Consider the following 25,476-nt stretch of genomic DNA (forward strand, 5'->3'; position numbering starts at 1 on the left):
GCTGGTCCTCGTGGATTTCACCGTCTGCTTGCTTGGTATTAGACACACCTTCAGCAAGCAGACGTCTCAACTAACCGGCTTTGTGATGTACTGAATATTCCGTCGTATACTTGTAATGCTCATCAACGTACTCCTGTACGCCGTCAGGCATTCGACCTCCCGAACCGTATGGAGGGTTCATCAGGGCAACGTCATAGTCCTGCGTCAGCACCACTAGTAAATTGAGGAAACTTCGAAGGTCTTGCTCGCCAAAGGTATCAGAGGTCCGCTCCTCAACAGCCTCCTCTAACTGCTTCAGAAATGCATTCAGTGTATGTGGACCATCCTCGTTCCACCTCATGAGGTCGGTCTGTTCCTGCATAAATTCATCAGAAAGCATCCCTTGGACGTCGAGAAGACTTCCAAGCGCCTCAGTGGTTTGGAACTCCGTTATTATCTCATCGAGAGCTTCTCTAACCCTAGTTCCTTCACCTGTGATCTGGTCAAGGACCTCAATAGCCTCCTCAACTTCAGCGACTCGGGCATCAGCACAGACGATATTCACATTCGGCATCTCGAAGTCGCCGATGCCCTCTTCCTCTGCGCGAGTTCGGGCCTTTAGATAGAGATTGAAAGCTGCCAACTGGCAGGAGCGAAGATCGATGTCGACACCGTAGAGGTTGTGTTCGAGAATCTTAGCTGGAATCTCGCCGCGGTCGAGATCTGGACGTTCAGCCCACCAGATACGCTCAAGGATATCAAACGCGTATAGCAGGAAATGGCCGCTCCCGCAGGCAGGGTCGATAACGCGAATCTCTGAAGGATCATCAAAAGAAGGAGCGTCCTGGGGTTCATCATCGGGGATGAGATACGTACTCAGGTTAGGAATGTCAGGAGACTCCTCAGGCGTTACAAGACGGTTCTTCCGCTCCTCCACAGAGAGTGATTCAGACCCCGGAACTGAGGATTCTTGGCCCGTTGCTTCCAGATAGAGTTTTCCAAGGCTATTGTCAGCCAGCATCCGAACAACCCAGTGAGGAGTGTAGAATTGATTTGCCGGCCCTACGTCGTCTGGTTCTAGGGTGTTTTTGGCATCAAGCGCCTCGACGAGAGGTCGGTTGTAGTACTCGTAAACCCAACCAAGCACGTCGTCAGCTCGCCAAACCTCCGTAGGGACATCATCTAGTTGCTGACACAGATCTTCAAAAGCGTCGACATCAGGATCAACTATACTGTACGGCGATTTGAGATCGAAAAGAATCTCTATTTCGTCAGCTAGTCTGCGGCAAGCCTCGTCATATGCCTGGATTTTCGCTTCGTCAGGAGAAAGATACTGCTCATTTTCAAGCTTTTCAGCTGCGGGAGTGGTTCCAGAATCTCCAAACTGGGTTACAGGGCGGTCGATGAATCCGCGCACTTCCATGCAACGCAGAGCGGTGAGACGGTTGACAACCGTGTAGCCCACACCCATCACGTACTGCTCAAACTTGTCTTCCCACGACTTATCGCCGTCCTCGCGTTCGACAGCTTTGACGAGTTCTGTACGAGTTTCGGCTTCCTCGCCAGCGAGATCCTGTCCACCATTCTCGTGATCTAATTCGTAAGTGTATTCAAGTTGATACCTAATATCTGCCTCAACAGTCTCCCGAAGGTTTGTGACGACGTCTTCAAGATGCTCACGCTCTGATTTGTCCAGTTGGGCTTTCGTCTCAAGAGAAGATTGTCCAGACATGATGTACCGCCTTGTCTCCTACCTCTTAATGAGCCCACATCAAAGTTCCCTTGCGGTCCGTTCATTTGCCCAGAAATCTGCACAAGAACTTCTAAGTAGATACCACGGTCTCGTCATAGTATGGCTACAGGTCGAAACGGGGAGTTGGACTCATGGCTCCCGTCTCTCATCGGGAGACTCCCCGAATCGAAGATCACTACGGATTTGACTCATTGCGGGCTCCAAGCCGAGAGAACACACGATATCGCATCTCTCTACGCGGACGAACTCGATTGGACGTCGGTCAAGGAGATCTGGTACGACGAGCGAGTCGCGAACCGAAGCAGCCGGAACAGCGCTGAAAAGCCCCTTATCGCTATTCGGGCACGGCTTCAGTCAGCAGGTGAAGGACTTCCATCGGTCCCGGTGCTTCCAGAGATCTTGGACCAATGTCGAAACGAACGCGATCAGGCACAGGTCCTCTTCCTCTATCTCGTCAACCACGACGGCCTGGCCCGCTATGTCGTCCACGAGTACCTCCGCCGACTGATGAAACAAGGACCCTCCGCACTCAACTTTGAGACGGATACTGTTCTCAACATCCTCGACGAGTTTCGCGACAAAGCTGGCGAGCCGCTAGAGTACTCGGAATCAACACAGAAACGATGGATACAGGGACTCAGGTCTGCCCTTCGTGATATCGGTGTGCTCGAAGGGAAGACTGAGACCGCCGGTCAACCCCCAAAAGTCGGCGACGTTCCCCTCCAGGTTGCGGCCTACTACTCCTGGGCTCAGAACGGCGACGAGTGGCTCACGAAGCCGATTGGCTGGCTCTACCTGTTCCAGTCCGAAGAGTACTGGGAACCGCAGAGCAAGCGGCTGGCCGGATATGAGGGCTGGACACACCACGAAGCCCGGAGTCGCGTCTGGTTCGAACCCGTCGACGACTTCTACACGATGCTCGCGGAGGGGTCGGCATGACTTCCATGGACGACCTGTTCGAGAAGCAGGATGCGACCTTCGAGGAGTCCATTCGTATCGACCGGAAGTTCGACGAGGACGACGACAGAGCCGCTCATCGCGATCAGCTCTACCGCCACTACCTCGACACCTACCACATCACAGATGCCTCAGAGGACTTCCTTCGGGACTTCTTCACTCGAATTCACGGCCACGACGAGGAGATGCGGAAAGGAGCCAATCACTGGCTCTACGGGTACTACGGTAGCGGGAAGAGCCACCTGCTGACCGTCCTCAACCTCCTCACCGCGTCTGCAGATCTCGAAGAGGAAGACAGAAAGGAGGTCTGGAATCGGTTGGATTCAGATAGTACCTACAGCGACCTCTACGAGACATGGTCCTCGATGCTCGACGAGTACCGTCTTGTCCCCCTCCCGATCAACCTCCTGAAGTACCAGAGCGTCCGGGAACAAAGCTTCAGTGAGATCATTCTCCAAGCAGTCTATCAGGCGCGAGGCCTCTCGAACCGACTCGACGTCGCATTCTTCGAGGAGTGGTACCAGAATCAGGGAACGTGGGATCAGCGTGACGAACTCACGAAAGAGGTTCTCAAAGACGAAGGCGTTCCAAACGCGGACCAGTACTCGTGGGACGACGTCCAACAGTACCGAACCCTCTCTGATCTCGTTCTAGAGGAGCTCGTCGAACGAGAGACAGGAACTGCAGATGGATTGGCGGACATCCAACGCCAGGATATCGGACAGCGGATGGCTGTCGAAGCCGTCGAGTCGTATCGGCAAGACCTCGAGACGGAGTCTGAGAAGCCGGTAAAGATCGTCCTCCTCGTCGACGAGGTGACGCTCTTCATCGGTGGGGACTACCAGCGTCTCTCGGAACTCAACGCGCTCGCAGAGAGTATCGATACGATCGGCGAGGGGAACATCCAGATGGTCGCGACGGCGCAGTCCCAAATCGAGGACGTCCGACCAGGACTTGCCGCGAAGCAACTCGACTTCGGGATTCTCAAAGACCGGTTCCCCCACCAGTACCACCTGCCAAGTCATCACGTCGGGGAAATCGTTCAGCGTCGCCTCCTCGAGAAGACCGAAGCAGGAACAGATTGGGTTGAGTCAGAAGCACTGACGGCGCGGATACATCCGACATCTACGTTCGTCTACTCAGAGGTCGGGCAGAACACAGAGCCTCCTCTCAATCGAGTCAAGGAAAAGGAGTTCGTGCAGTTCTATCCGCTCCTGCCCTACCAGCCGGCACTCTTCCTGGAGATACTCTCGAACCTTCGGAACGAGTTGGCCGACTCGACGAAGTCGATCTTCTCTGGGACAGCGAGAGCGATTCTCGCCATCGTTGCCGGACTCCGAGACCGATGGATGCGCGACGAAAGCAAAGACGAGCTGTCCCTCATCAGCCTCGTCGATTTCTATGACCTGATTCGGTACGAGCTCGAGGACATCATCCCCAACGAGATCGAGGTCTTGGAGGAGATCGAAGCCGACGAAGACACGACTGACTTCGATCTCAAGGTCGCAAAAGCGGTCTTGCTCCTCTCGTACGTGCCCGACTCAGTCCCACAGAACGACGCCAACATCGCGGTGGCGGTGATGGACGACCTCAACGGGCAGCCGCGGACGACCGTCCGAAACCAGGTCCAGAATTCACTGGAGAACCTCGACAAGTACATCAGGCCGAATACGGCCGAGGACGGTCCTCTCCTTCGAATCACGGATCGAGAGGAACGAGAGATCATCGAAGAGGCACGCAAGAACCGCAAGAACCCAGATTGGGACGAGATTATCGCCGCTTTCGACACTAAACTCTGGGCGGACATCAGCCCTCGTCTGAATCTCCCAACGTCGGTTCCCTACGGTGGGGACGGCGACAACTACCCAATCTCGTACAACTTCTCCATCGATGGACAACCACTAGATGGGGTGGACGAACACGAGGGTGCCCTCGAAGCCACTGTGGTTATCCGGGGCGTGCGACCTGATGTCGACTCTAAGAAAGTCAACGAGGGAACGATCTACTGGTCGGTCAAGGAGGATGGATTGGATGATCTCCGAAGCCAGCTCATCGAGTGGTGGTCGTTCCACGAAGCGACTGCCGAGACGGAAACACCCGATACGATAGCCCGAGACGTCGACGATGCAGCGGACAGGGTGAAAAGTAAGCTCGCGAGCGCGCTCAAAGATGGCTCGTACAAGGTTGAATCTCAGGAACCGCGTGGTCTCGAGTCTGCGGTCAAAGAGTGCATCAACCGTGCCTATCCCTCGTTCTTCCATCCCGTCATGCTCGAGGTGGACCAGAGCTACCTCTCGGAGCTAAAGCGACTCAACGACGACGAGGAGTACCCGGAGTGGGCACAGAAAATCGATGTTCCAACGCCAGATGCGGAGGTATCCACGATGGGGACGATTGCGAAAGAGATCCGAGGCGCCGTCGGTCGAACGCTGGTTGACCATGACAACGAGATGGGTCTGCCAGCGCTCTTCGAGAACATCACCGAGGAGACGCCGTTCTATGGAGAGGTCAAACCTGCAGTAACAGCGGTCCTCTGGGGGCTGTGTCGCGCAGGGGAGTTCCGTCCCGTTGCAGAGGACGGAGAGGCTCTCTCCGCGGATGAACTGTTGACGCTCTCTCAACAGATGGAGATCAAGCTGCGTACGGCACCGTCGTCGACGTCGCTCAAGGAACAATTCATTGATGCGGGAATCATCGACCCGATTCAAACGGTCGACGAGGGAATCGTGGCCCTCGAAGAACTGAATGAGTCGGTCAAGAGGCAAGCGCGCACGCTTGCAGAGACGACAGAAGTCAGTACAGAGACTGAACTAGAGAGCGATGCACTCGTCTCTCTGGTTGCGTCATTCAGTAATGCGCTCTCTGAACTGGCGGATAGCGCTAAATCTCGCGCCGACGCGATCGCTGCTGACGATACGGACTGGGAAGAGATAATCGATCAAGTGGCGAGTGACGAAGAGTGGTTGACCGGGGTTGAGGATCGATGGGAATCCAGGGAATCCTACCTCTTACAACTCGACGGGCTGCTGCGGTTCAGAGATCTGGAGATTGACTGGCTTAGCCAATCGTTCTACGACGCACTGGACCAGCTGAGCCAACAGCTCGAAAACGAGTCTGGTCGGGAGTGGTGGACGCAGGAGGGTTGGCAGTCCTTCGATCAGTCTCTGGATGCCCGGTTGACCGCAATCTCAGCGCTTGAAGAGGATTGGTCGGCTCAAGTGGCAGAGACCAACGCGAAATCACTAGTGACGGAACTCGAGGGACATCAATGGCTGATCCCGCCCCTACAGCTGCCTGAGCACAGCGTTCACGATGGATTCCAGTCCGGATATCTCCGCCCACTTCGGCACTTCAAAGATACCCATGAAAGCATCCAAGCCTGCATTAGTGCGCTAACGAACCGGGAACCAGGAACTCATGATGAACGCACATTGAAACGAGCGCTCGGGACGGTATCCTCAACGACGGATTGGGACAGCCTCACTGAGGACCGAGTCGACACGTATCGAGAAAAGTACGAGACTGTAGAGCAGTTGGTCGGTGGGACTCGACCCGAGGAAATCGAAGGCGTAGGTGTGCTATTCGGCGATGAGTCTGCACTCAAGGGCCAATTTGAGCGTCTCGTGAAGTCGAGGGAGCCGACGATCGAACAGATCGATGGAGGTGTGATTATCAAATGACGTCGACGCGAAACCCGCTCAAGAGATTTACCGAGGAATTGGTCGACTTCGCAAGTGGCGAACGGCGAGGAATTCGAAATCCCTTCGTCATGGTGCCAGTCGAACCATCTGTTGAACACCGGGTGACGGAACGGTTAGTTCAGTGGGCAGACCCCGAAACACCAGATACACTGACGAACTGGGCTGGCATCGAGAACCAGGCCGGCAACGAACTCACAGTCGAGTGTGTTCGGCTCGATCACCTGATGCCCGAGACGCGTGTTTTCGAAACCACACTCGATCTCGGGCCTCTTGAGCGGACCACCACGAACGCAGTAACGGAGACACTCGAAACGAGTCTAGCTGACGAACTCATCGGGAAACTCGTCGAAGGACAACTCAAAGGCGAGAACGCGCAGCAGCATATCCTTCTGCTGGTGAACCTCGGAAGCCTCTATCCGTTCACCCGCGCCTCAGAGCTGCTCGATGAGATGGACCGCCGAAACGTGAATACTACAATCGGAATCCCGTTCCCGGGTTCGATTAGAGGCGGGAAATTGAGCTTCTTCAACGAGGACGCGCGCCACTACTACCCAGCCCACAGAATCGACGAGAAAATCACGGAGGTGTATCTCGATGACTGATACGACACTTGAATCACTGTTTGCTCGCTCGCCGACGCGAGAACTCGAAGAAGTACAGAAAGTCAACGAAGTCGGCCAAGCCGAACGCGACATCGACGAGTTCTACGAGACTGATAGCGCTCGAAAGGTACTCACAGAACTTGGAGAGGTCGTCAACAGTACAGGATCACAGCCACGGTTCCGGTACGTCCATGCCACCTTCGGATCCGGGAAAACGCACCTTCTGAAGCTGATCGGAATCGCGACTGGCGAGATCGAGGGGCTCGAAACAGTCGCTCCAAAGCTATCGAGCCAATTCTCTGGGTTCAAGGAATTCAGAGACCGGCTCAATTCGTCCCACATCGATCACTTGGTCCCCCTGTTCATGAACCTCCTCGACCGGGACAAGGTTCGTGACTCAACGCTCTCTCTCCTGATCTACGAGGAGCTGGGGAATCAGCTCAACTACCCGACTGACCCACTCTGGCTACTCGAGTGGGCGTGGACACTAGAGGTCGAGCATGGGCTCTGGGAAGCCGTACGCTCTGTAGAACACGATGGAATGTCGATACAGGAGGCAGCACAAGACAAGGCTGCGCTCCGTCCATGGCTCTATGAAGCACTTCCCGAGATGGACGGGACTGACGGCACGCCTTATGCAACAAAAGATGGCGTCAGGGAATCAATCGAGCAAGCCACAGGACGGATCAGTACTGAGGCGTTCACACCCGATGAACTCGTAGAACGGCTGGACCGAACGAAGCGCTACTTACAGGAATCAGGCGAAACGTACGAGTTCCTCATCGGGCTCGACGAAGTCGCCATTTACGTCGGTGACCAGCAACACCGCTATCGAGAGTTCCTGGAGACGGTCGACACACTCATCGCCGACATTAACCCCCCAATTTTGGGAACAGGACAGTGGTCGCTGCGGGACATGCAGCAGGATTTCATGGGAGAGGTCGATCCTGAGGCGTGGTACACGAACGAAATTCCGCTCCGGGGTGCCGATACAGAGATCATAGTCAGAAAGCGGTGGCTCCGAAAGTCAGATTCCGGGGCGAACACGGTACACGACCTGCTCGAACGGGCTCCTGACTTCGAGTTAGAACTTGCCGACGCTTCAGAATACACCGACGTCGGAGAGCCCGTAGAGGCGTATCCCTTCCGTGAACACGACCTCTGGTTGCTCCGCGAGGTCATGCAGAGTCTCAAAAAAGAAGACTTGGAAGTGGACAGAGAGTATGTTCAGGGACGAGCGCTGCTGATTCTCGTTCGTTCTCTCTTCACCAGCTTTGATTGGTCCCAGAAAGAGCCTGGAGCGGTCGTTGCGTGGGATGAAATCTATGACTTGATTGAGCGCGAAACAACGGACATTCCAGGGTGGGCAAAGGACCAGATCCAGAAAGTCGAGAACACGACTGACGAGATGGGGGTGAGTGTCGCGAAAGTTCTCTATCTCCTTGGCCAGGTCGACGCCGTCCCAACAACGAAGGAGAACATCACACGGCTGCTGGTTAGCTCAGTAGATACTGACATCGATCAGCTCGAAAGCGATGTTGAGGAAGCCCTCAAAGCGCTGATGGAGGACAACTTCGTTCGAACCGACGAGAGTGTCCAACCGCAGACGTATAGAATCCTGTCGAAGGAGATTGTCGAGTTCTGGGATCAGATTCACCGGGAGGCAGCAGGGCTTCCTCAACATCAAGTTCGGTACAATATTGAGGACCTTCTTCGGGAGGCGGATCGTGGTCGGTTGACCGCGGATGATTCACTCCGAACGCGGAATATCGATGGGATCTCCGACGCCCCGTATACGTTCCGCTACACTGTATTAGACCAAGTCGACTCCTCACCGGAACCTCGTTTCGATGGTGTAGTTGCCAGGGTACTAGCGGCTGACCCGGATACAATAGAAGAGTCACGAACAAGATGGCAGGAGGCGAACGTTGGTGACCAAGGCGTTGAAGACGTCCTTATCGTTATTGAGCTTTCAGAGGGCCTTCGCGAGAGTATTCGGCATCTGATTGCGTTGGATAAGTTATTGGAGCCGGGGGCTAGCGCAGAACTCCGTATCGAGCAACAACAGGAAGAGGAGACCGTCGAAGACGAGATCGAGGAACTCCTCTATGGCGCGAAGCTCTATACACCGGACCATAACACGACGCGAGGGACGTATCTAAGCAACATCGATAGTGTGCTCGCTGATGCTGTCAGAGAGAAATTCGAGAACAGGAAAACACTCGATACACGGCTGCAGGAGGTTGACGACGCTCGGACCCTCTTCGAGTTCTTCAACGGAAATGGTACGTGGCCGTTCTCAAGTGACGACGCAGAAATGCTCGGGGTCAAGACAGTTCCGAGAGAGATTAGTGATGGGTGGGCTGAAGAGTTCCTCAACGATTACGCTGGAGAGGAATTAGTGAGTGGAGAGACTGTCCTCGAAGAAATCGCTGGTCGGCGGGGAAAATATCTCGGGACGCCACGCGAGGCACTAGCCGCGCTTCTGATCACGCTCGCCGCAGCAAACAAAATCGAGATCAGACGTGATGGGGTCCGTATCGAAGACCCGGGCGAAATCGGTCGCGTGATGCGACGTCTTTCCGATATCCGTGACATCGATATTGGATTCGATCCCGTGGACATTGAGGGAAGTAGCAATCTAAAAGCGGTCTATCAGTCTCTCCGAGGATTCGCTCCACAAGGGAACGATCCGACCGCTTGGCTCTCCAATCTCGCATCATGGGCAGAAAAGAATAGTTCGGGTATTCGGAACATCTGTGCTCGTGTGGATCTCGAGTTTGACGAAGAAATCACACTGGATGCGCTCCGTGACGCATTAGAACCAGGGATGGCAGGTGGTGAACCTGACGATGCAGTACTGACTGAATCGCCAGTACCAACGCAGGCAGAGTGGTTCCACAAAGCTGAACCATTATTCGAGGGCGAGGAGCCGCTCTGGGATGAGTTCAACAGCACACTCGAGACGATGCGATCACTGTACCCAGATGCTGCGATTACCTACAAGATGGAGGACGCCGTCGATGGGTCACGCATCCCTTCCAAGGAGAGTCTCACTAAGCTCCAGACAGAGGCTCAGGACTTCCGTACCTCCCAGATTAGTGAGCTCTACCACCTTCTCACGGGAACCACACCCGAGGGGGATTCGATCTCGGAGCTCTGTTCAGCGGTCGAGCAAGCGTTACTGGATCAAGACATAATCGTAGAAATCGATACCGTCACCGAGACAATTTCAGGAGTGAATTTCGAGTCACTCAGAGAACTCGATGAGATCGCTGCATCCGCGGATGACATCTCCGAATCCGATATCGCATCCGGGAACGCAGTCAGCGAAGCTAGCCAGCTTGAGGAGGCACGGGGACTACTCGAGGATCAACCAAATGGTCCTCTCTACAATCAGCTCGAATCTCGGTACGAGGAACTCAACTCAGAACATTCTGATGCGTTCATCACGAAGCAGGTGAAGCGTGCGCTAAGTGGACCAGACCTCGTCACACCGTCTCGAGCAGAAGCGTTGGTGAAACAGGCCGATGCAAAGCTCCAGTCAGAGGACGATGATGAGGATGATGAAGACGATGATGACCAAGATGACGATGGGCCTTCTGCCGACGAGCTCTGGGCAGAGGTAACAGAACCAGGTGACGGAACAATTGTGGTTATCGATACAGAGGAGGGAGACCGATGAAGTCGCAACCAACTACGACACTCGAAAACCAAGCGAAAGCCCATCTCGAGGATGAGTTTCCTGATGAACACGCAACGGCAGTTCGGGTCGTCTGGTGGGACGAGGGGGGCCATCTCCGGGAGGTTGTCCGTGCTGCTGCAGACCAGATTGGAGTGAGGTTCTCGGAGGCAGAACGGTTCCCTCTCGAACTGAGGAGAACCGCAGTGAAAGAACCGGAATCGCCCCACGTCTGGTACATCCCGGAAGCGAAAACAGTCAAAGATTCAGAAGAGGGGATGATTGAGCGGGACTGGTTCAGAGACATCCGTGAAACAGGCGGTGAAATCGAACTCACAATCGAACAGCTGACTGCCGAGTTGTATGAGGTAAACCCCTGGGATATCTACGATATTGAACGAGGAACGGAATCTGATCGCGAAACTGCGGCGAAGGTAATCAAGAATCAGTTTGGGAGCGGTGGAATCCCACGCTACGGAGATCTAATCGGTGAGATCATCACCAAAGGGGAGGGGCAGATTTTAGAGCATCTCCTCGAAGGAGGATGGCCAGAAATTGACCGGGATGACGAGACAATCGCCCGAGTGCAAAAATCACTGAAAGACAGGCACGTCGCTCCTGCAGACAGTGCTGAAACACCAGAGGAGATCGAGGACGTCGTCTGGAAGTGGGCCGTTGCCCGCTGGCTAGTCGCCGAGGGAATGGATGTCGACGCCTTCCCCGAGGGATATGGAAAAGTGGGTAGCACCCTTGGCGATATCAACCCACTAAAACGGATTGTCGATTCCCGACAGAGCAAGCGGTTGGCAGAGCGGTATCTGAGCGAGAGCTACTGGGGGGATGTAATCGAAGCATCTGACGATGTGTGGGAGCTCGTGGCCTGTCCGGTTGATGGGGCGCTTGATGCAGCTCTGTGGGATGCTTGGCTCGAATCATTAGAAGAGGGGAGGTACACGGAATGTATCGAAAGAGCGAACGAACGCCAACAAGCCCTCGGGGTGTATCCGGACGATATTCCCTGGACCACGCTCTGGGAACAAGCCGAACAGGTAGCCGAGTTGGAATTGCGGTTTGCAGCCTGGGAAGAGCGGTCCCAGTCGTTCGACCCCTTCGACCAGTATGCCGATCAGGAAGACGGAACCTGGAAGATCGACTATGGGGTGTTGGAACTCGAGATCACAGGTGAACCCGAGCAAGAGAGACTCCTCAACTCTCACCCGGCGACGGAATCGCTCCCTGAGATTCGCGCCGAGCTCTTGGAGACGCGGTATATGAACTATCTTGAGGAGATGAGCGAGGCAGTAGTCAGTTCGTTCAGTGCTGGATCGCCTCTGGCGGGGAAAGACGCTGCCTACGAGTGGTGGACTGACAACGAGCAGGATCTCGCAACAGGGGAAACAGTCGCCCTGTTTCTGATTGATGCGCTGCGATTAGACCTCGCTCGGGAGCTGGCCAACCGCCTTCGAGAAGACTATTCGATCGCCGAAGAGACCAGAGTTAGCACACTTCCATCAGAGACCAAATTCGGGATGGCTGCACTCACACCGGGGCGAGCTCACAGGTTCCGTGTCAAACTCCGGAACGGGAAGCTCTCTGTCGAACGAGGTGGCCAGCGTCTCGACAACAAAGGAAACCGAGTGAAAGTCCTTGAACGAGAGGGATGGGACGTACCGGACGATCGCAATTCCGGGTGGCAACACCACCAAATCGCCTACTACGACAAGGACATCGACGACATCGGTGAGAATGAACTCGACAATCCAGAGAGTCACTTCACCAGTTACATCGACGAACTCTACGATCTGATTACAGAGAAGCTAGAGAACGAAAACTGGGATCGAATCTACGTCGTGACGGATCACGGATTCGTCCTGCTGCCGAAGGGGACTACAATGGAATCGATTTCTAGCTACGACGGAGATGGAGAGGTCAAATATCGGCGAATCGCTGGAGACGACATCGAGGACGCCGGAACAGGCGTCCGAGTCACGGGTCAGACACCCGGGACAGAATATCTGAACACGTCAGTTCGATTGCTCGCCAAACCTCGACAGTACAACAGCAAAAGTGGGCTTACCGACGCCCGCTATTACCACGGTGGGATCCTTCCGCAGGAATGCATGCTGAACTTCCTCCGAGTCGAGAAAGAATAGCACACGGCGAGACAATTCGCTCGTGAACTTGATTAATAAGCGCAGATGAGTACTGTGTACGCAGATGGGCCACGTCTACTATCACCATCCCGGTGACAAGCAGTTCTCTCTTGACTTCGTACATCCGGATCCTGTTGAAATCGTCTCGCAGATCGTCGGTTACGATGACGACGTCGCAGTGAAGGTCCAAGCATACGATATCGACGAAGAATTCTACGTCGTCTATACGTCCCGCGTCGGCGGTGGGCCTGTTCGTGAGATCGATTTCAATCTGAATGAGTCACTCGCGAAGATGAGCGAGGACAACAGCACCATCGTCGTTCGTCTGCTCGAGATTTACCGCGCCCTCATCGCTCAGAACGAGGAGGAAGAAGGCGTTCCTGTCGAGGCATACAAGAAGATCGACGTCGACGCGCTCCCGGACGCGCTTGATCGGACGTCGTGGGAGGGCTCAGCAACAGCCGTTGCAGGCCGACTCGCCTCGAACCTGATTCTGAAACACGCACTTCCGAACGCCAACCACCGGACGGCTGTCGCACTGATTCAGTTCTACCTCCGGCGTCTGAATCCGAACTTCTCCATGCCGGAAACGTCTATAGAAGTCGATTCAGAGACGTACGACTGGCGGGAGTGGGTTAATGAGTACATCAACGAATCGAAGCGGCTGTTGACCGTTCGACGGAAGAACGTCCTCTTCAAGCACCTGTACCGCTTCGGCGCGAGAACACTTGAGCGGAAACACGCGGTCGAAATCGACTTGACCGCATACGAGCTGGATATGTACCCGAGTGAGGCGAAGATCGTCTATGCGGAGCAGCACGAAGAACTCTGGATTGAGTTCGTCAAGGAGGCCGTCGAACGGGCAGGATATCCAGAGCTGAAGGAAACGCCAGGGCTATCGAAGGCAGAGTTCGCTGAAAGGATTCGGAACCTCGAATAAGTGGCGCTGTTAGTCTTGGAGCGTGGCGACTGTTCGGCCCGTTTCCTCGGCCTCTTGGCTGCGCGACATATTGTACGTCGCGAGCGCTTCGTCAACCGCCTCATCAAGACTCATTGGTCAACCTAATCTTGGCTCTTCTACCGTATAAACGCTTGCATGGCTCCAGACGAGTATCAAACAGTCTCAGTTCACCTCGGTCAGTGCTGAGTGCGCAGATGTTCTACTCTGAAGAATCCGTTGCCGTCGAACAATTTGTCCCCGAACAAAGTCCAACCATGTTCGAAGACGTTCTGTAGGGGATATCTGGATTTGCGGTAAGACTACTCGACAACGCTGGCTTCCGAACGCTGTTCTTGACCAATCAGTGCGGCTAGGTCTGCTTTCGTGAGTGGGTCGATGTTAACGCAATCCCCTTCGGCGGTATAGAAGATACCTGCAGTCACGTCTCGGCCAGGGAACCACTCATTCAGCACGTGATAGTACACGCTGAGTTGCTTCCGATACTCATCCTCAGCGTGCCGTCCGAGGTCAGTCTTGAAGTCGATGATCTCGACGGTATCGGGACGAATGTGAACGAGGTCGACGATTCCTGAGATGGTGACCTGTTCGCCATCGACAGTGAGCGGGAGATAGGCGTCCTCCTCGACTCGGAGTTCTCCATCGAGGGAGTCCAGGAACGACTTGATGTGACGCTCGTCGTCGTTCGAGGGTTCGACGTCCCCCTCCAGTACGTACCGCTCAGCGAATTCGTGGGTCTGCGTTCCGAACGCGGCCCCTCTTCCGTCGTCGACGTCCTCGAACACATCGTCGCGCATGAGCGTGTGCGGCGAGTGTCCGACCGGGCCGTCCGGCGTCGGCACGGAAATCTGCAAGTGTGCCTGCGTCGTCTCGTCGATATCGTCTTCCTGAACGTTGGGTTCCAGCTCCTCGAGGTCGACCGGGAGCTCTTCAATGAACGTGTTCGGGCTCTCGCCTGCAGCGAACACGAGATGGCTCTCAGCCCGCGTCATCGCGACGTAGAGCAAGCGTCGCTCTTCGTCGTATCCACGCGGCAGACACTTCCGGAGGACGTCAGTCCGCCAGTTATCGTGAATGTAAGGATACCCGTGATCATCGGCGTAGAGCTTTCGCTGGCGTAGTCCAATCGGATCGTCGAACGTGATCGCGTTACTGTTCCCGCCTGACGGTGGGAAGCAATGGGAGTTCATGTTCGCGAGCACGACAATGGGGTGCTCGAGTCCCTTGGCCGCGTGGATGGTCTGGACCGTCACCGAATTCATACCGGCGCTCGCGTGGACCTCGTGGGTGCTTCCGTCCTCGATGCCGCGTTCGATGAATCGGATGAGGTCACCTCGTGTCAATGTCGTCGCGCTGTGGACGGACTGAATCGTCGTCAGCAGCACGTCGGCGTAGGCCCCGTCGTAGTCGTACTGGGAGAACACGCGCTGGGCAATCCCACCGACCGTCTCCAGTGACGCAAGCTCGGACTTGAACGCCTGCATGTTGGTGGGGTACTCCTCGCTATCGAGGACGTGTTTGATCTCGTCAAGCGTGTAGCCAGCTTCCTCAAGCACGACTGCCCATCCCCGCTCCGCTTCGGATTCGAGGATTCGCAGCCACGCCACGAGAAGCTTCGCCGGGTCAGACCGGAACAACTCGATGCCTCCTTCATATGCCATCGGCAACCCATACGCCTCGGCGACAGAGAGGAGTTCTCGGCCGAAGTCACGAGTCCGGGTGAGGACGGCGATGTCACCGTACTTTGGCAGACGAAGTTCCCCATCCTCCTCAACCTGATACGCATCGTTCCCGACGATCTCCTGAATCTTGGTCAGAACGGCTTCGTGTTCGTCTTCGTGTTGAATCGCCGCTATCTGAGAGTTCTCGTGCGAGGCGTTCGAGGAGAGTGACACAATTCTATCTCGCACGGCCGTCTCGTCGACGTCGTCTGTGCTCGCCGCGGGCGTCACTAGGCTGTGCTCGGAGAAGTCAAGAATGTCCTGCGTCGACCGGTAGTTCTCGACGAGTTCGATATCGATGATCGGGCGGGTCGCCCACGACACTCGCTCGTGGTCCTCATTGAGTTCGTCGACGAACCGATCTAGCCGGGATTCGAACTCAGTGATGTTCTCGACGGCAGCATACTGGAACGAGTAGATGCTCTGTTTCCAGTCGCCAACGACACAGACGTTGTTCGTGTTCGCGAGCAGGAGAGCGAGTTTGAACTGGATCTCGCTAGAGTCCTGGAACTCGTCGATCATTACGTACTCGAACGCGACATCGTCGCGGAGTCGATGGTCGTCACAGAGCAGGACGAACGCAAATAGCTGGAGGAAGCTGAAGTTAAGGTAGTTCCGACTGAGCGCGAACGCAAGGTACTCGTGGTAGACGTCGTGAACGAAGTTCTTGAGGTCCTCTCGCTGTTCGTCAAACACTAGTCGTGCGACTGCCACAGGAACCTGCTTCTCACCCCATCCGCCTCGGATCTCGTCCTCCTCGGGTGCGTCCGGGAGGTAGCACTCGTCGTTCCCGTAGCCCCCGAGTTTCGAGCGAAGCTTCGACTGCTTGTTCCCGTCGTTTCGGGGCTGGTTTAGCTCGTCGAAGGTCTCGCGAAACGGCTCGAAGTCGCCGTCCAGATACCGCTCCCCGTTGCGATACCAGCCATCAGCCGTCGGGAAGACACCTTTCGCCGCGAGCTGATTGATCAACCCGAGGAGTTCGACCGGCTCCTCGACGGCGCGGAAGAAGTCGTCGTATTCGGGGTGGTCGTCGCTGAACCGACGGACGAACTCGCGGAACTGGGGCTTCTCGACGTTCTCGTCTTCGAGGACGCGCGTGGATCCCGTAATCCGGTCGTCGATACCGAGAAGCGTCGGTGCCTCGAAGCCGTGTTCGATGAGGATGTCGTGACAGAGGCTGTGGAACGTCTGGATAGGCGCGTCCGAGAGTTCACGCATCCCGTAGTCACAGTTGGCGACGATCCGATCTCTCATCTCCGTCGCCGCGTTGTTGGTGAACGTCACAAGGAGGACGTCCTCAGGTTCGACATCGTCTTGGTCGACGATTTCGGCGTAGCGACGGGTGACGGTGAACGTCTTTCCAGTCCCTGCGCCGGCGTCGACGACGTGGATGCCCTGTTTGCTATCGATGAGGTCTTCCTGTTGGTCGTTTGGTGCAGTCATCGTGACTCACCCTCTAGGATGCAATCGCGGTTGTCCACGTACCGATAGTTTGGATCGCCACCGAGCCCCTGAACCGGGAAGCGCTCATCACCGGCACGACGGTCGTTCAACTCCGAAAGGCGATCTTCGACGAACTGCTCGAATGCATCCACATCGCCGGTGAAATAGTTCTGGTTGCGAATACGGAGCAAGTGTCTCAGGGCTTGCTTACAGCCCTTCTTTACGTACTTGTAGTCTCCAACACGCTCCTTCATCTGTTCCGTCAAGAGGCGGGCAAACGTGGATTCCATGAGTTCGTCTTTGTCTCTCGTCTCCGGGAACTCGTGTACATCCAAGAACTCTAGGTACTCTTTGTATGCCACCTTGGAGAAGGTCTTGTTACAGTCGTTCGCGGCGTCTTCCTGCAGTTCGGTGAACGTGTCTCGCCTCGCGATGTATCCCTCGTACGTAACGGGATAATACGCCACCGTCGTGAGGCAGTCCTCGAGAGATCCATCCCCAGTCACCACATCGTCGAGCGTCTCGAGAAAGTGGAAGAACGTGAACCGCAGTTCTTGGTCCGGGCGCTCGGTCCGTTGGTGTGCGAGATACAGCAACGCCTGGAAGTTGGGTTTGTCACCCGGTGGATCAAGGGCCGAATGCTTTACAATTGAGTATGCTGACTTCTTTGAGCCGCTCTTGTAGTCGAGGAGTCGGGTCGGGCTGTGAACAAGGTCGATCTTGCCCTTCAACCCGAGATCAGCGTTCTCGAACCAGCGTTCGGTGTGCGACGCATCGATGGGTCGGTCGTAATACTCAGCGAAGAAGTTCTCTCCCCAGCCACTGTTCGGCGTGGTCAGGCCATCACCTTTCGGCGGGCTTGCCTCGAGGAATTCGACGATAGTCTGGAGACCGACGCGGTACTTGGTGAGTCGGACCTCCCGATCGACGCCCCGGAGGAACGGGTCGACTTCGTCGAGAATAACTGCGGCTACATCGTCGAGTGTATCAGACGTGACGACATCCGGGTGCGAGACATAGAACTCCGCAAAATCGTGGAACAGGTTCCCTTCGATAAAGTGATCCTTGTCCGGGTTGTCGACGATTCGACTGAAGAAGTAATCGCGGGGTGAGTTGACGTAGGTGTTCAGGCTCGACTGGCTGAGTACGGTGACGTCCTCGGAGGAGACATCGAGTGGTTTCTTTTCGAATCCGTCCTGTGTCGTTCGAGACGCCCGCGAGTGTCGCAGAGAGTCCAAGTCGCTGAATCGATCGAACTCCTCGTCGAACAGTTCCTCGAAGTATAGACACGGGGTGACCGGCGTTCCGCCAGCGGTGTCCTCCACGACGTAGTACTGGTCGACGCCGTTCTGCAGGAGGAGTTGGAACTGCCGGATGTTCCGCTCGAACTCCTGATCTCGATCGACCCACGGGCGACGAGGCGACGAATGTGTCCATCCTTCGTCAAGGCCAAGATAGAACACGACAGCGCGGTCGACGTGAGCAGCCGATTTCGCATCTGCCAAGAGGACACCTTCGTTCTCCCGATCTACGGGCACTTCGTACGACTGCAGATAGAACTCGAGACGGTCAACTGCCGATTCGGTGACGGCGTCGTCGAGGAGGCCGAGCGTCGCGAGTTCCTCTCTGAAGGCGTCGATAGAGGCGTCCGTGACTGCTTCGTATTCGTCGATGACCTCCTCGAATGTGCAGGACCGAATCTCATCACGGAACTCGAGGATCCAATCTACTTCCGGGCGGTCAAGGTCGTAGAGACGCTTCTCGTCGTGTTCAATGTCGACGGGCATCCCGAGCTGGGTGAGGAGTGGTCGAACGTCGCCTACTCGTGTATCCCGGCCAGCGTGGGCACTTCGAAGGAGCTGTAGGAATGCGCGGTGACGAGCATCGTCATTGAACCCCGGACCACCGTAATATGGAATCTCTGCAGCTTCCAGCGCCGACTCAATGAGCGAGGAATACTGACTAGCTGCATCGAGGACGACAGCCACGTCATCGGCGTTCTCCGGTGTGACCGTATCGAGGACCGCGTCGACGATTGCGGCCGGTGAGTCGAGAATGCGGAAGGATGGATGATCGAATGACTCCTCGGTAAACGGGTCAACCGTCTCGTAGTCTGGGGGAAGGATCGAGCGTTCAAGTTCGGTAAGCTGCTTGAAGCCGACAACAGCGACCGACGTGTCGGCTTCGATATTGTACTCAGTGAGACGGTTAGACGTCGTGTCCATCTCTGAGATACAGTCGACAGCAGTGTGCGTTGCCGTCGTCGCGAACTGCTCGTAGTCCAGAATAGCGTCAGCCGTTCCCTGGTATTCCCAGCACTGGAGGATGTTCCCGACCGCATAGGACGTCTCCTTCCAGTTGAGGTCAGTCGTCTGAATGATTTCGAGGAACGCGAGTCGATCCTCGGCCTGTTCTCGGCGTCGGGCAGCCAAACGCCGTGGTGTGATCGCGAACGGGCCGAAGTGGGGTTGATCAAGACGCCGGTTCAGGGCACTCGCCATCGGCGCATCCGGCACGAGCACAAGGTCGAAATCCTTGCATTCCTCGTAGAGAGAATCGATAGACTTCGCTCGTGTAATTGACACGGACTATCGGACTCAGGTGAGTTTCAAAAATGTGTCGTCGGGACAACCAACTCGAATAGAATCAGCACAGAAACACCATAGCCTCTGAGAAATGCACAAAATCGGCCCCGGTGAGATGGTGGGAGTACAAAACACGTGCGCAGGCTCAGTGTCCAGAGGGTGACAAGGATAATCGATACCGAAGCCTATCCCTCAATGGGGGTCCGGTCAAATTTGGGCGAGTCACCAATCTTCCGCTCCAACAGGTCTGCAATGTCCTCATTTGCAGTCGCGAAGATTACTTGCCGGTCTTGCTCACCATCTCGGCGTGTTGCCAGCTCAATGAGCAAGTTGAAGAATGAAATCGTGTTAATATCGTCCAGATGTGCGAACGGCTCATCCAGCAGCATCACTGGCGGCGCATGTGCATGGGTGAGATTGTTCGTCACGAAGATTGCGAGTGCTAAGGCAGCCCGTTGGCCTGAACTCATATCAGTGATCGGCTCTGGCTTCGGGTCATCCTGCCCCCGGCGAATCACACGAACTTCGTCGTCGTCATTGAGTTGCACCTCATTGAATTGATACGGGCGTTGAAACGCCTGAAACAGCGTCGTTATTGCCGACATATGTTCCCGCACGTATGCTGTGAGATTCTCGTCGCCTCCCGCTTTGTCGAAGACGGTTTGTAATCGCTCAATGCCGTCTTCATAACCTTCCTTCCTGTGTTGATGGTGGTCCAGATCAGTTTGCTTTTTCTCGATTTGCTCGTTGATCTGCGCGACTGACTCAACTACGACCGCATCGCTTTGGAACTCCGACTTGGCGGTGTGCAGCACTGTTCGATCAGCCGCCACACGAAACTCGTTCTGTTGGTGTTCTCCGATTGCGTGATCCTGGAGGATTTGAATGCCAGCGTCAAGCTCTATACGCCGATCTTTTAGTCGCTGAATGGCTTTCTGAACGTCATCAATCGGTCTAGCGAAGTCTTCGACGGATTTCTCCCGTGACTCCAACTTCTCTGTGACTTTCTGATGGCTATGCTCCACTAATTCAATAGCTTCTCCACTGCTAAGATTCCAGAGCGGGTTTTGTCGGATCGCCTCACCAAACCTAGTGACGTGAGCGTCGGACACACTTGGTAGAGATTCAAAACTTGTTCGTTCAAACACTCCCCAGAAGTCTTCAGCACGACAAACATCACCAAATTGGGTCTCGAATTTGTCAGTTACCAATTCCCAAGTGGGTCGGTCCAGAACTTCGAGTGCATGTTCAATGTGTTCGATATCCGCTTGTAACTGATCGGGGACTCCCGATTCCGAAGAAAGAAGATCCTCTGGCTGCTCTCGATTTCGAATCGACTTTTCTGTTTGCTCGACATAACAGGCTGGACAGTGTGCAACCTCGTCAGTAATATCAAGATACTCCTCGGTCTGTGAGCGGATCTCGTCTAAGAGCTCCTCACGCCTCTCTTGGAGGTCAGAAATCTCTCGAATCGCCTCTCTCTTGTCAGAGAGTCTTTCGAGCTCCTCCTTGAGAACAGCTGTTACCCGTGTGCGCCATTTTTCGAGCGACTCCTCTGACTCAGGACCTTCATCAGAGATTGCCTTCTCTATGGCGCGGAGATCTGAAATCTCGAATTCTTCAATTGAGAGGATGGTTGCAACGAATGCGACAGTTGGCGGTGTTTCTCCCCAGCGTGTACTATTAAGTTCTTCCTGAAGTTCTCTTAGCTGCTTCTGCCTATTTTGCCACTCTTCAATATCCTCAAGCGTTTCAATCGCTGTTTCTGTTCGGTTTTTTTCGGTAGCCAGCTCGGATGCTAACGTTTCAGGCGTCTTTGGCTCATCGCTGCTCAGGCCCGCACTCTTAAGACTCTCGTCAAGCCTAGCAACTCGTTCACCCCAGGTTGTCCAGGTATCGACCCACTCTTCGTTGGAGTCCTCACTTCCTTCGTCGTCATGGCGGCGCGACGGAGGAGTCGGAATGAATTCTCTCATCCCTGGCGATAGTTCTTCGCGAGCTGACCGCGCAGTAGAAAACAAGTTCTCTGCTCGATCAGCCTTATTCTCCAATTCTCTGATTTCGGCAGTCAACTCCGCAATCCGCTTTTCTTCCTGTTCAATCCGACTACCGGCTTCTTTTACCAACTCTCTTTTTTCACTACGGGCCTTCGACAACTGCTCACCGTACAATGAACGCCGGATTGTTTGTTCAATATCTAGGTCCGTATCGAGTTCTGCAAGTCGCGTAGTCGACCCTGCTTCGTGGTAATTCACATGATAGAACTCGGTGTGACGTGTTGCCTTACCCTCTGGTCGAAAGCCGTACCAGGCGCTGATCCGATCAGCCACGTCGGACGTGTCATTCGAAAGCCGGATTGGTCCGTCTCCGTTGCCTGTGAGAGTCACATTCAAGTCACGATATTTCCAGCTCCGCTGAGTAGTCTCACCTCGGACTTGCCCAACCATTCCAAGCGTGGCCGCATCAAGAAGACTAGTCTTGCCACTCCCATTCCGTCCGTAGAGAAGTGTGAACGGCTTTGCATCCAGCGTTCTCTTGCTAGCCGGTCGGCGGAATTCTGGCCCCAATTCTACTGAGTCAATGATTCCCCCAGGTCCCTTCGGCAAATTCGGTTTCGTGGGTCCAGCCTCCAAATCACTTCCTTTGCGTAGTTTTTCAAGCCGCTCATCCCGGTTGGTTGAGTCGGTCTCAAAGAGAAGACCCAGATCTGCTTCGAGGATCTCCTGGATAAGTTCCCCCCGGTTGAACTCGACTTCCATCGATTCGAGATCTCGAATGACTGTTTGGAGCGGTTGCAGAAACGCATCTAACGAGTCAATAGCGACAAACCGTCGTATCGCAAATCGCGTATTAGACTCGAACGTTGTACGCCTTGATTCGTCAATATCCATCTCTTCGGGGTATGCCCAGAAAAGCTGGATATTCCACTGGTTCGGAATTTCATCATCATAGAACAGAACCTCGAGCTGACGGTTGTCTTCCGTTTCGAGCTCGTCCAAGTTGTCATCTGGTTGTATAAACCGAACAAGGATCGTCTCGTCATCGTACCCTCTTCGAGGATGTGTGATTTTGTAGAGTTCGTCCGAACCCTCTACCTGTTCTACGTGTTCTTCATCGTATAGCCGTTCAAGGCGGTTGTATCCGTTCATAGCGTGATCTCCTCCAATCCATCGGTTGCATCGACTCGCTCTGGATTACGAACCATATTAGAGACGTCCTCATATCCGGCCAGTGTCTTGACTTTACTGGAGCTGAAATTAGAAGTCAGCGCAACTGGTTTGAACTTGACTCCGTCTACTCGCAACCACTCTACGAACCAGCGAGCTCGGTCGATCTCACTGTTAGGTGTTGAGTTGGGAAGCGTCGTCAAACAGATGGGAACCTGTTCAACCCGATATTCTGCGTTGACCGGAACGTCGGTTCGGTCGAAGGCGTTCTTGAGGACAATATCGGCTTCATCCTCTGCAAATGAGAGTGCTTCCATTAGCCGTTCGGCAATTGTTTCAGGCGAATCCCTCGTACTCGGCGTTATCTCACCGGCACCACGTCGGCGTGGGTGATTCTCCAAGAGATGTCCTAATTCTTCACACATCTCGCCGTTGAGGGATTCAACAGATTCCCAAGAAACTTTCCGGTTGGTGGGAAATTGTTCTGGAAGACTGTCCGCTTCGATTTCTGCGCGAAGGAGTGCGGTCAACAGCTCTCGATTGAGTGGGGTCGTGTTAAGCTGCTCTCGCCACTCTTTGCAGGGATCCGGTTCAGGCGCCGGATAGACTGGATTTTTGTGTTGGTACTCATCTGCAGCTGTATCGAAGACAGCTGTCGTTGAGACTTTGAGATCTGCCATCACCGCCGACCCACTGGGCGTTCCGGGGTTTGTTTTTCGTCGGAATATGACAGTACTTACGATGTCATCCGGGATGAGGCAGAGATACTCACATCCGATGTCCGGCTGGGTCGCTACCAACCCTCCTCGCTTGTATGAGTCGTTGTACTCTGACTCCAGCGTAGTTGAATTATCTGTTGTAGTGTAGATCCCGGAATAGCCAAAGGGGCCGATTGGTGGCACACTCCCCCAGTTTGCGACGATACACGACACCTGAGCTTCAGTCTCAAAGAGTTCCTTTCGATAGTTGACCCACGTTTTGTTGAATGGATCGGGGTTGCATTGGACATGGACAGAATACGAGGGACCGTCTTGGCAGAATGTAAGAACCTCATTCTTGAGTTCTCTCTGCATTACATCGGAGCAGGTCCACGGAACAACGGCAGCACCGCTGAAAAAGCGGAAGCCCCAGATCTTTGTGCCCTCGCAAAGCCTCTTTTGCTCGACGTCATTCGCACGGCTGCTCATGTGCTTGTTCTTAAATTGGATAAATAACGCGTCTTTGTCCTCACCACGCCTCGCATTCGCAGCTATTGGGATGATTGTCGGTGTGACGAATTCTCCCGGTTCGTCTGGCACGGCAGGGGTTTCATCAGTCTCACCTTCTGCCGAATAGCAGTCGTACTTCTCATTCAATTCAGTGAGCCGAGTCTCCATTTCGTCTACTTGAACGGGGGCGCACCCAAGGACAAATAGTGGACCCGCATTCGCGAAGAGGAAGTCGTCATGATCCTCGATCCAATCGATATTGTAGGCCCACTCCGGCGCTGCTGCGAGGTGGGCACCCTCTTCGGACGCCCGTTGGAGGAACGATTCGGCCTTCGATTGCATACCGACTGGTTTCGGAAAGACAGTGATGTCTTCCACCCTGCCGCGTGGTTGCCAAATCGTAACGATGTTTTGCGAGTCTTCCTCTACAAATACATCATACCGCTCAGTATCAAATTCAGTGAGAATTCTTCCAGCTTCGCGAATTCGGTCGGACTCAGACATTGGTGAGAGGTGAGTTATGATACCCTATATCATGTTGGAGTGATATAATTTCGGCTCTGTTGAAATCCTCAGAGAGTTACAGGTTCGTCCTGTAATTCGACGAGATGAGCACCCTCCCAAAGTCACAGTTACTCCGATTTACAGAGAAGGCGATCAATCTGGCACGCCGAGCGGTTTCTCGATACTCTTCAAAATTCTCCAAACATCGTTATACACTCCCACAGCACGTTGTTCTGCTGTGCCTCAAAGTTCGGAAGAATACGACCTATCGTGGCCTGCTTGACGAGTTGATCGAGATGCCACGCATCCGTCGTGTTCTTGGCTTAGTCGAACTTCCCACGCCATCAACGCTCTGTAAAGCGTTCAATCGGCTTGATATGGCCGTATGGCGTGTCTTATTGACCCTCTCAGCGACGCTACTTCCGACAAGTGGCGTCGTTGGAGTCGATGCGTCAGGATTCGATCGTAGTCACGCCTCGAAACACTACACGAAACGAGCCGAACTCACGATTCAGCAACTCAAAGTGACTCTACTGGCCGATACGAGGGTGAACGCAATTATCGATTTACACGTGACGACGACACGAAAACACGATAGCCAGATTGCTCCGTCGTTGATCAAGCGCAATCTCGAGCATATTGACGTCCTGCTCGGTGACAAAGGGTACGACGACCAGAAAATCAGACGACTTGCCCGTCAACACGACGTTCGTCCACTGATTAAGCACCGTGAGTTTACATCGCTCCACAAGGCATGGAACGCACGCTTAGAGGCTAATCTCTACGGCCAACGAAGTCAATCCGAAACCGTCAATTCAACACTCAAGCGGAAGTACGGTGCGTTCGTCCGCTCACGACGATGGTGGAAGCAATTCCGTGAGCTCACCATCGCCTGTCTCATTCACAATCTTGACCGATCACTCTGACCGGTCAAGATAGTTTCCACACACTGTTCAGTCCAGACTATTATCAGTACCTCACAAAGCATCCTCGGCTAGCTGTTTCTGAAGCCTGAGTTCTGTGGCAGAGCGGTTACACTAGCGGTCTCGACGAGAGAATCTTG

General features: G+C 54.5%; 11 protein-coding genes and 1 pseudogene. 7 read left to right on the plus strand and 5 right to left on the minus strand.

Going from position 1 to position 25,476, the window contains the following annotated elements; translation table 11 throughout:
* Positions 1-85: 85 nt before the first annotated feature.
* Positions 86-1,711: pseudogene (gene pglX / locus J2744_RS15010) on the minus strand (BREX-5 system adenine-specific DNA-methyltransferase PglX); the annotation flags it as partial.
* A gap of 120 nt (positions 1,712-1,831) precedes the next feature.
* On the opposite strand from pglX, the gene J2744_RS15015 reads away from it, so the two are divergent.
* From J2744_RS15015 to J2744_RS15040, 6 genes are all read left to right on the plus strand, one after another.
* On the plus strand, positions 1,832-2,671 hold the full coding sequence (locus J2744_RS15015; protein WP_245203410.1) for a BrxA family protein: 840 nt from the start codon (positions 1,832-1,834) through the stop codon (positions 2,669-2,671).
* Complete coding sequence (locus J2744_RS15020) at positions 2,668-6,369, plus strand: hypothetical protein (RefSeq protein ID WP_210114021.1); 3,702 nt, start codon at positions 2,668-2,670, stop codon at positions 6,367-6,369. The genes J2744_RS15015 and J2744_RS15020 overlap by 4 nt, the downstream gene beginning before the upstream one ends.
* Positions 6,366-6,992 (plus strand): BREX protein BrxB domain-containing protein, encoded by a 627-nt coding sequence (locus tag J2744_RS15025; protein WP_006093017.1) that lies wholly within the window; start codon positions 6,366-6,368, stop codon positions 6,990-6,992. The genes J2744_RS15020 and J2744_RS15025 overlap by 4 nt, the downstream gene beginning before the upstream one ends.
* On the plus strand, positions 6,985-10,677 hold the full coding sequence (locus J2744_RS15030; RefSeq protein ID WP_210114022.1) for a hypothetical protein: 3,693 nt from the start codon (positions 6,985-6,987) through the stop codon (positions 10,675-10,677). The genes J2744_RS15025 and J2744_RS15030 overlap by 8 nt, the downstream gene beginning before the upstream one ends.
* Entirely contained in the window at positions 10,674-12,827 is a 2,154-nt protein-coding gene (gene pglZ, locus J2744_RS15035) for a BREX-5 system phosphatase PglZ (RefSeq protein WP_210114023.1), read from the plus strand. Before J2744_RS15030 ends, pglZ begins: the two co-directional genes overlap by 4 nt.
* Before the next feature lie 64 nt (positions 12,828-12,891).
* A complete protein-coding gene (locus tag J2744_RS15040) occupies positions 12,892-13,767 on the plus strand; it encodes a hypothetical protein (protein WP_210114024.1) in 876 nt (291 codons plus the stop codon).
* A gap of 320 nt (positions 13,768-14,087) precedes the next feature.
* On the opposite strand, the gene J2744_RS15045 is transcribed toward J2744_RS15040, so the two are convergent.
* The 4 genes from J2744_RS15045 to J2744_RS15060 form a co-directional block, all read right to left on the minus strand.
* Positions 14,088-16,949 carry a UvrD-helicase domain-containing protein gene (locus J2744_RS15045; protein ID WP_210114025.1) on the minus strand — a complete coding sequence of 954 codons (2,862 nt, stop codon included), beginning with the start codon at positions 16,947-16,949 and terminating at the stop codon, positions 14,088-14,090.
* On the minus strand, positions 16,946-19,534 hold the full coding sequence (locus J2744_RS15050) for a PD-(D/E)XK nuclease family protein (protein ID WP_210114026.1): 2,589 nt from the start codon (positions 19,532-19,534) through the stop codon (positions 16,946-16,948). The genes J2744_RS15045 and J2744_RS15050 overlap by 4 nt, the downstream gene beginning before the upstream one ends.
* A gap of 185 nt (positions 19,535-19,719) precedes the next feature.
* A complete protein-coding gene (locus J2744_RS15055) occupies positions 19,720-22,683 on the minus strand; it encodes an AAA family ATPase (protein ID WP_210114027.1) in 2,964 nt (987 codons plus the stop codon).
* Positions 22,680-24,413, minus strand: coding sequence for a hypothetical protein (locus tag J2744_RS15060; protein ID WP_210114028.1), 1,734 nt, complete (start codon positions 24,411-24,413; stop codon positions 22,680-22,682). Before J2744_RS15060 ends, J2744_RS15055 begins: the two co-directional genes overlap by 4 nt.
* A gap of 104 nt (positions 24,414-24,517) precedes the next feature.
* On the opposite strand from J2744_RS15060, the gene J2744_RS15065 reads away from it, so the two are divergent.
* Entirely contained in the window at positions 24,518-25,339 is an 822-nt protein-coding gene (locus J2744_RS15065; RefSeq protein WP_004048671.1) for an IS5 family transposase, read from the plus strand.
* Positions 25,340-25,476 lie beyond the last annotated feature (137 nt).

Source organism: Halorubrum trapanicum (assembly GCF_017873555.1).
GTDB lineage: Archaea > Halobacteriota > Halobacteria > Halobacteriales > Haloferacaceae > Halorubrum > Halorubrum trapanicum.